Here is an 8,650-nt window from a genome sequence, read left to right on the forward strand (position 1 = left end):
ATGGAAAAAAAGGAGAATTATGTACTTTACTTATAAAACGCCGCAATTATTTTCAGTGCATCTTCATTGATATTTCCAGGAACTGGTTCCGGACGTGCCAGATAAAATCCCTGCAGAAGATCAACTTCCAGTTCCAGTACTTTCTGGATCTCCTCCGGTGTTTCAAGTCCCTCTGCAACGATCTTCATATCACGTTTATGTGCATATGCAACAATGTTTTCCACAATCTGCTGTTTATCCGGATCCGTATCAATATCACGGATGATCGAAAGATCTACTTTGATATACTTCGGTGCCAGATCAAGAAGACTCTTCTCGTTACTGTATCCACTTCCGTAGTCATCCAGTGCAAAAGCACCCTCAAATCCTGGTGCATTTCTCTTTATTTCCAGTGCATGATAATCAATAGATTCTTCTTCTGTGATCTCAATAACAATCTGTTTCTGCAACTCTGCATAACGATTATTAAATTCTATCTCATCTTTTGCTGCCATATGCTGACTCGCAATAGAATTGATAAACAGAAGCGCATCGCCTTTGATTCGTTTCTTTTCCCTGAGATCAGCAAAGGCTTCTGTCGCCCGGAACATGGTCATTCGTTCAATTTCACGCAATGCACCCTCTTCACGTGCGATCTTCATAACCACATCCGGTCGTTTTAATATTGGAAGATTGGCACGCATCAATGCCTCATATGCTTCAATCTTACCTGTTTTTGCCGATATGATAGGCTGGAAATAGTAAGTAACCAGCTCTTCTTTAACAAAACGATGAAATTCTTTACGAATCTGACTGTCACGGTATTTCTCTTCATATGCCTTCTGGTCAAATTCTGCAATTCTTCCCTTATCTGTCTGTTTTACCTGATACATGGCAAAATCTGCATGTTTTCTCATGACACCGAGGCTGTTACTGTCCTCCGGATACCATGCAATTCCTCCTGAGATACTTAAGTGGAATTCCTGTCCGTCCGGAAGACGGATGATCCTGGAAGAAATTTCTCTTTTCAGTTTACTTATTTCCTTACGAATCGCATTCTGGCTCTCATAACCATAAAACAGAATATTAAATTCATCTCCTGAAATATGTGCACACAAGGTTCCTTTCGGAGTACCTTCTTCCAGACACATGCCAGCCTGGCGGATATACTCATCTCCCCAGTCATGTCCAAATGTGTCATTGGTGTATTTCAGGTTATCCAGATCCAACATAATAAATGCAGCATGTCTGATTTTCTTTCTTCTGCCAAAGATGGATTCGCTTTCACGTTTGAATGCACGTCTGTTATAGAGGCCTGTCAACGTATCATAATCTCGTTCATGTTCAATACGAAGGCGTTCTCTCATAGAAACAGTTACATCTTCCACGAGACCGATCTGTACCCAGTTCTCATTTTTGACTTCCATTCGCACATAACGAACACCTTTTTCCGGAATTCGGATACAGTACAGTTTTGTGCTGCCTGATTTTGTTTTATAAAGATTCTTTTCTGTATACTCTTTTAAAATCTCTCTGAATTTTTCTATATTCATGGGGAGCTCCGCGCTTAACGGAATTCCCAGTATAGAGAAAAAGTTCTCCGTATAAAAAACACTTCCTGTATCAAACTGGAGTTCATATCCTCCAATCTCTACACTTGCCATTTCCATGATCCGCAGAAATTTGGTAGATGTGTTCAGCACTTCTCTGCTCAGTCCAGTGATCGCAGTAGAAAACTTATCCAGTTCACGAATCCCTGTTTCTGACAGATTTGGAATGCTTTCCTGATTTTGTTGTGCCGCTTCTACTTCATCCGATAATCTCGCTACCGGTTTTGCCAGGCGGCGACTTACTATAAAGCTGCTGAGCAGACCAAACAGTAATGTCGCAAAGATCGTCAGTTTCACAAGAAGCATAACATGATTTGTAAATGCATACAGATTTTTATCCTGTACAATTCCGACAAGAAGCCACTGCTCATCCGAAAACGGGGCATTCTTATTATAAAGAGTCAGTGGATAGACAGAAGCAGTATAATTCTCCTTCCATATCTCTGCCTCATAGATATTTTTTTCCGTACGTGTCATTTTAATCTCTTCATCCGGAATACTTAACCATCTATTGCTTCTGGAAGAAGGATTTATTACATTTACAGAAATCTCAGAATCACTGAGTGTGTCTGCGGTTTCAGCCAGCAGATAAGTTCCAGTCCCACTGTTTTGCAGTTCTTCATATGGAATCAGTTCCTGAATATAGCTTGTCATCATTTCTACACCGACAACACCATAAACCGTTCCATCAGACAGAATCAACGGTATCGAATATGCAATAACAGGACGATCATCTCCCTCAAGTGTATATGATACCGGTGTCCAGTGTCCATAATCAGATACATTCAGCTTTTCACTGTCTTTATATGCAGTCTGGAAAACAGGATAAACAATTCCATTTTTGCCATAACCCTTATATTTGATCGCCGGCATCCATCCTCTGTCCGTAGAAATTCCCAGCGATTTTACCAGCTTTACAGGAGAACGTTCCAGCAGTAGATCATAATTTCTTTCCGATGCAGTCGTTGTCGGATCCTGATCTCTGATGTAAACACAGGGCATAAACGAATCAATCTCACGTTCATCCAGATCATCCGTGTTCAGAATCACAAAAATTCCATTTACAGATCTGTGCCTCATCACATTGATCAGGCTGTCACTGACTGTTTCCAGAAGTTCTGTACTTCGATCTTCATTATTTACCAATTCCTCTACACTGATATTCTCCACTGCAGTCTGATTCTCGACAGCAGTATTGATCGTTCCTGCCAGGGATGAAATATTCTGGGTTTCTTCCAGCGTATTCTGCAGATAATTCTGACGGTTTTCCACCTGTTTCTTCAAAATATCTATGGCATTACGATTCATCTGCATTCCTACATTTCCAAAATACAGTGTTCCGATCAAAAGTGCCACTTCTATCCCGAGAACGATCAGCATTGCTGCAAATATAAATTGAAAAATTGATTTTCCCTGTTTCCTGTGCTGCCTCATTCAGAGGAATCCTCCCTTTCTGTAATCAGAGACTGTATTGTCTCAAATAGATTACTGTCCATCTTCATAAGCCTGCAGTTTTGTTAACGTCTCTTCATACCAGTTATCAAAATATTCATCTGAAATAAAATCTGCAACAGCTTCTTTTTGTTCATGTTTATCTCCTTCCGATAACCGCTTGTGCATAATTATTTTTATGCCATTGCATGCAATTATACCATTAAAAAAACAGTACTTCAATAAACAGTACTGTTTTACTCATCTGGTGTCTAAAATATTATATTTTTATAAACTTTACTGATACCCCTTTACTTTTATGTACAAGTGCGTTATAGTTTCAATATATTCGATATGTAGTATTGATTACTACATGATGTGTTTTTAAATATTTTTCGATATTTCTATCATCAGGAGGCGTTATTATGAAACTTAAATTAAAAGATCCCTGGAGTGCTATCACACACGGCATTGCATTACTTCTTGCAGCAGCCGGTGCAGCACCTTTACTCTTAAAAGCTGCTCATGGTGAAAATGCACCTCTGCATATTACAGCACTTGCTATTTTTATTCTCACTATGATCCTTCTCTATACAGCAAGTACGGTTTACCATTCTGTAGATTCTACAGAGAAAGTAAACCGTCGGCTCAGAAAAATGGATCACATGATGATCTTTGTTATGATTGCAGGAAGTTATACTCCAATCTGTCTCATCGCACTTCATAACAGAACCGGCTATATCCTCTGTGCACTTGTATGGAGTATCGCAATCCTCGGTATTCTTCTCAAAGGATTATGGATCACATGTCCCAAATGGCTTTCTTCCGTACTCTATATTGGAATGGGATGGCTTTGTGTACTTGCTTTCGTTCCTATCTTTCATTCCCTTCCGCGAGCCGGATTTGGATGGCTTCTTGCCGGTGGTATCATCTATACGATCGGTGGTGTGATCTATAGTTTGAAACTTCCTTTATTTAATGCACGTCACAAAAATTTCGGCTCTCATGAAATCTTTCATGTATTTATTATGCTTGGAAGTGCCTGCCACTTTATTGTAATGTATTGCTTTATATCTACCCTGCCAGTCTGAGGCAGGGTATTTTTTATTAGTCCGCAGAAGTCTCTGTCCAGAACTCCATCAGTTTCAGTTTTTCTTTTCTTGTCAGCTGCTTGATTGCATATTCCCGTCTCATTGCTTCTTCTTTTGTCGCATATCCCTCATAATATACAAGTTCCACCGGACGTTTCGCCCTTGTATATTTCGCTCCGGCTTTTCCTTCATTATGCGCTTTCAGCCTTTTCTCCACACAGTTTGTCCAGCCTGTATAAAGTGTTCCGTCAGCACACTTCACCATATACGTATAGTTCATAAAATACCTCATTCTATGTAAAGAACAGCTTCCGGAATTTTGAAATTCCATCCACCGTTCTCGTTTCTATAGAAAGCAGCCGGTCAAAGATTTGTATTTTCTCTAAGAAACAACAGGCAGGCAAATACCGGCTGCGAATTTTTACTATTCCTACCTGCTTTATTATACGTTCCAATTCTGTTTTTGTGAATAGCTTACGGAAGATAGGCAATCGGATCTACCGGCTCCCCGTCTTTCTTCATCGCAAAATAAAGATTACTGCCTTCCTTGCTGTAATACTTTGTCGGCTGTCCTATATATCCGATCACTTCCCCTTCTTTAACTGTATCTCCTTCCTGCACCGTCAAATCTGTCAGCTGTCCATAAATCGCCTGATACCCGCTTCCGATCTCCATCGTCACCGTTGTACCAGTCTGGGCATTTTCTTCAATAGAATACACGGTTCCCGGAACAGATGCCAGGACAGGAGCTCCTTCCACCGCCTGAACAGCAATTGCCGGACTCAGTTTATACTGATCCAAAGTAGGAAAATACACAGTCTGGTCCATGTTATAATCCATAAGAATATTACCGTCTACCGGCCATTCCATCAATGTATCTTCTGAAAAACTTAATTTTGGCGCTTCCTGTACACTTGCAGATGTATTCACTGTCCCATTCTCATTCGTACTCTGTTCTGCCGAAAGTATACTTTCTGACGTAAATGTACTTTCGGTTGATGAAGATCCTGCTTCCGTGGTTTCACTTCCTGCATCTTCACCTTCTGTCTGACTCATTCCTTTCTCTGACGTATGATCTGTCGAAATATTACTTTCCAGTTCAGCCTCTACAAGACTTGTTCCTGCATCTACAGCATTATCCGTCGTGTTTTCTGTACTCAGACTTTCATCATAATATGAAGGAACTTTTTCCGGAACTGACTCATCCTTCCCGGAAGTTCCCAATTGATAAACTCCTATGCCGGCCGCTGCCAGAACTGCCAGAAGGGCCGTATTTGCTACATATTTTGCGATTCTGCCTTTTGTCATATTCTTTTCACCTCTGCTCATAATCGTTTCGTGACCACACCTTTTGTCTGCTGTCACATTTTTACTATATTTACAGGGTGTCCAGAATGCTGCAAAATATACCGTTCTATTTAATTTTTTGTAATATCCATCAAAGGAAAATATGTATTCAGGATTTCTTTCCAGTTTTTTCCCTCTTTTGCCAGTTTATTACCTCCATACTGAGAAAAACCAAGCCCATGTCCTTTTCCTTTACTCAAAAAACGTACCTGTTCTCCCGTTTTCTGCATGGAAAAATCAGACGAAGCAATTCCCATCCCCGTAACAAAAGACTCTGCTTCCAAAATATTTTCATCTGCCATAAGACTGACCACATACCCGCTGTCTTCCCTCTCCACAATTCTTAATTCCACCGGAAGCTGCTGCTTCGCTATGTAAGTACTATTCAGATACCCTGGTGCTGTTTTGTCTGAATTACTGTCCACTGCTTTAAGATAGGCATATTCTTCATTATGAAATGCGGTTTCTCCATCTCTCGTCTGCCCGGCACTGATCTGGTGATATGGAACCAGCTTCAATTTCCCATTATATGTCAGCACCTGACCGGAAGTATCTTCTACTGCCTCTTCATAAACTTTGTCTGCTTTTTCCCACACACTCCAGCAGGACGGAAGTTCATCTCTGAGTTCCCGGCAAGTCTCAAAAAATTTCTCACTTCTGGCATCTCTTTCTTTTTTATTTTGATCTCCATTTCTATTTATACTCTCTTTTTCTCCAATTTTCCTGTACAGATTGCTTCTTGCAATAACAGCCTGTGCTTTTATAGTTTCCGGCTCATAATCTGAAGAAATCTGAAGTGCCAGAATAACCGGTAAGACTGTCTCAGAATCCGCTTTTTGATTCAGAACCGCCATATCGTATCCATTTATCAGAATCGTTATCAAATACGGAAGCAACAGCAATACAACAATATTTGAAAAATACATACGACTGTTTTTTTTCATACAGATAACCTTTATGTAGTTTGTATACTATATGTATTCTATGTTTCTTTTAACCATCATTTCACAATTTTTATCTGTTTAGATGATATGTTCATGCTATAATAGGAATACTAAATTATTGGAGTGACCTGTATGATTGCAATTTATCTTTCCCCCATTTACCTGCTGTTGAATCTGTATATCCTGCGATGGGCATATCTATGGATGGGCACATGCCACAGTATTCTCCGTACTTTGGGATTTCGACTTATATTCGCAGTAATCTATGTATTGCTCTCCACAAGTCTGCTTACAGGATTTCTTATTAAAAATCCAAAATCTCTTCATCGAATGCTGAAAATAACCGGAAACTATTTCCTGGGAATCTTTCTCTATACACTTGTAATCATTCTGCTTGCCGATTTTGGACGAATCCTTCTGAAATATGTATTTCATGCATCATGGATTCATTCCAGAACAGCTTTTACAGTTGCCGGTGCAATCTGTGCACTGTTGATTCTTCTCTTAAGTGCATGTGGAATTTTTCATGCCAAATATATAAAAACAACTTCTTATGACGTAATAATAAATAAAACAATTCCTGAACGCACCTCCATGAAAGTTGTTCTTCTGGCAGATACACATTTTGGCTACAATGCCGGCGTTCTCCATGCCAGAGAACTGGTACGTAAGATCAATAAACAGAAACCTGATCTGGTATGTATTGCAGGGGATATTTTTGATAATGAATACGATGCGATTCGAAACCCGGAAAAACTTGAAAAAACTCTTCGTGGCATAAAGTCCACTTATGGTGTATATGCCTGCTGGGGAAACCATGATCTGAATGAAGAAATTCTTGCAGGCTTTACCTTTAAACATAAAGATGGAGATCTTTCCGACATAAAAGATCCCCGCATGAAAAAATTTCTTAAAAATTCCAATATTCATATACTGGAAGATGAATCTATTCTGATCAATGATCAGTTCTACGTAATCGGACGCAAAGATGCCTCCCTCACAGAAAAGATTCATGAAACTAGAAAAGCCCCCGCCCAGCTTACCGAAAAACTGGACAGGGACAAACCAATTATTATGATCGATCATCAGCCAAAGGAACTACAGGAACTTGCTGATGCAGGCGTAGATCTCGATCTGTGTGGACATACACATGACGGTCAGACATTCCCCGGAAACTTTACCATCAAACTGATGTGGGAGAATCCATGTGGTCTTTTAATTAAAGACAACATGACTAATATTACGACTTCCGGAGCCGGTGTCTGGGGTCCGGCAATGCGTATCGGCACCGACAGTGAAATCTGTTCTATTAATATTCAACTGAAAAAAGCTTAAGCACTTCCAAAAACTGTTTTCTTATTCCTATATAATAAGGAAACAGTTTTTGTTTTTCTATCACCCGGTCCCTGAAGCCAGAAAAAGAGTTTTTTCCACATCCGATTACGTTTCAGATAACTGCTTATCCACAAACTACGCATTTTATCCATAACGCTCTGTGTAAATCTATCTGCCACATGTCTCTCTCTGGTGGATAAGATTTCTGAAGCAGCATTATTTTCAACTATTGCAGCGGTTACATTCTTTCCAGGAACCATACTTACCATAAGACAAATGACCGCGGTTATCAGCATATGAAAACACTCTCGCACTTTCTTCATAATGATCCTCCTTCTATTTCCAGTCATTTAAGTTCCAGTCAGCATGTCCAGCATCAGGACTGCGCACTTCCCACTACTACACATGTAATATAATATATGCCAAACACGTAATTTATAGAACCCATATGTCCAAAACTGTTTTACACTGTAACCAAATATGTAACAGTGAAATAGTATTTTATTCTCTCGAAATTCTTTAAACACCAACAAAAAAGGTACTATCATAACGATAGTACCTTAAATTCATGAGACATCGGGGATTCGAACCCCGGACAACTTGATTAAAAGTCAAGTGCTCTACCAACTGAGCTAATATCCCATATTCAATTTTACATTACCCCGTAGCAGTTCGCTACCTCTACAAGGTAAATGCCCAGAGCCGGAATCGAACCAGCGACACGAGGATTTTCAGTCCTCTGCTCTACCAACTGAGCTATCTGGGCAAAATAGCGGGAACAGGATTTGAACCTGTGACCTTCGGGTTATGAGCCCGACGAGCTTCCAGACTGCTCCACCCCGCGATAATTATGAAATTAAAAGCCGATGATCGGACTCGAACCGATAACCTGCTGATTACAAATCAGCTGCTC

General features: G+C 40.0%; 8 protein-coding genes and 3 tRNA genes. 2 read left to right on the forward strand and 9 right to left on the reverse strand.

Annotation, left to right across the window (positions count from 1 at the left end; all coding sequences use genetic code 11):
- Positions 1 to 26: 26 nt before the first annotated feature.
- Positions 27 to 3,023 (reverse strand): EAL domain-containing protein, encoded by a 2,997-nt coding sequence (locus tag LI112_RS15885; protein ID WP_227191071.1) that lies wholly within the window; start codon positions 3,021 to 3,023, stop codon positions 27 to 29.
- A gap of 51 nt (positions 3,024 to 3,074) precedes the next feature.
- Positions 3,075 to 3,209, reverse strand: a complete 135-nt coding sequence (locus LI112_RS18225) for a hypothetical protein (protein WP_005425544.1) — start codon at positions 3,207 to 3,209, stop codon at positions 3,075 to 3,077.
- A gap of 236 nt (positions 3,210 to 3,445) precedes the next feature.
- Here LI112_RS18225 and LI112_RS15890 point away from each other — a divergent pair, with 236 nt between their 5' ends.
- Complete coding sequence (locus LI112_RS15890) at positions 3,446 to 4,111, forward strand: hemolysin III family protein (RefSeq protein ID WP_005425545.1); 666 nt, start codon at positions 3,446 to 3,448, stop codon at positions 4,109 to 4,111.
- Between the two features lie 16 nt (positions 4,112 to 4,127).
- On the opposite strand, the gene LI112_RS15895 is transcribed toward LI112_RS15890, so the two are convergent.
- From LI112_RS15895 to LI112_RS15905, 3 genes are all read right to left on the reverse strand, one after another.
- Positions 4,128 to 4,391, reverse strand: a complete 264-nt coding sequence (locus LI112_RS15895; protein WP_022388487.1) for a GIY-YIG nuclease family protein — start codon at positions 4,389 to 4,391, stop codon at positions 4,128 to 4,130.
- A 194-nt stretch (positions 4,392 to 4,585) separates the two neighbouring features.
- Complete coding sequence (locus LI112_RS15900) at positions 4,586 to 5,419, reverse strand: M23 family metallopeptidase (protein WP_022388488.1); 834 nt, start codon at positions 5,417 to 5,419, stop codon at positions 4,586 to 4,588.
- A 110-nt stretch (positions 5,420 to 5,529) separates the two neighbouring features.
- Positions 5,530 to 6,402, reverse strand: coding sequence for a SpoIID/LytB domain-containing protein (locus LI112_RS15905; RefSeq protein WP_118045842.1), 873 nt, complete (start codon positions 6,400 to 6,402; stop codon positions 5,530 to 5,532).
- 132 nt (positions 6,403 to 6,534) lie between these two features.
- On the opposite strand from LI112_RS15905, the gene LI112_RS15910 reads away from it, so the two are divergent.
- Positions 6,535 to 7,737 carry a metallophosphoesterase gene (locus LI112_RS15910; RefSeq protein WP_227191072.1) on the forward strand — a complete coding sequence of 401 codons (1,203 nt, stop codon included), beginning with the start codon at positions 6,535 to 6,537 and terminating at the stop codon, positions 7,735 to 7,737.
- On the opposite strand, the gene LI112_RS15915 is transcribed toward LI112_RS15910, so the two are convergent.
- The 4 genes from LI112_RS15915 to LI112_RS15930 form a co-directional block, all read right to left on the reverse strand.
- Positions 7,734 to 8,060: a hypothetical protein gene (locus LI112_RS15915; protein ID WP_227191073.1), complete on the reverse strand. Its 327-nt coding sequence runs from the start codon at positions 8,058 to 8,060 to the stop codon at positions 7,734 to 7,736. The two genes, LI112_RS15910 and LI112_RS15915, sit on opposite strands and share 4 nt — an antisense overlap.
- Positions 8,061 to 8,306: 246 nt before the next feature.
- Positions 8,307 to 8,379, reverse strand: a tRNA-Lys gene (locus tag LI112_RS15920).
- A 51-nt stretch (positions 8,380 to 8,430) separates the two neighbouring features.
- Positions 8,431 to 8,503, reverse strand: a tRNA-Phe gene (locus LI112_RS15925).
- 4 nt (positions 8,504 to 8,507) lie between these two features.
- Positions 8,508 to 8,581, reverse strand: a tRNA-Met gene (locus tag LI112_RS15930).
- Positions 8,582 to 8,650: the final 69 nt, after the last annotated feature.

It is taken from the genome of Blautia sp. 210820-DFI.6.14 (genome assembly GCF_020558815.1).
Lineage (GTDB): Bacteria > Bacillota > Clostridia > Lachnospirales > Lachnospiraceae > Blautia_A > Blautia_A obeum.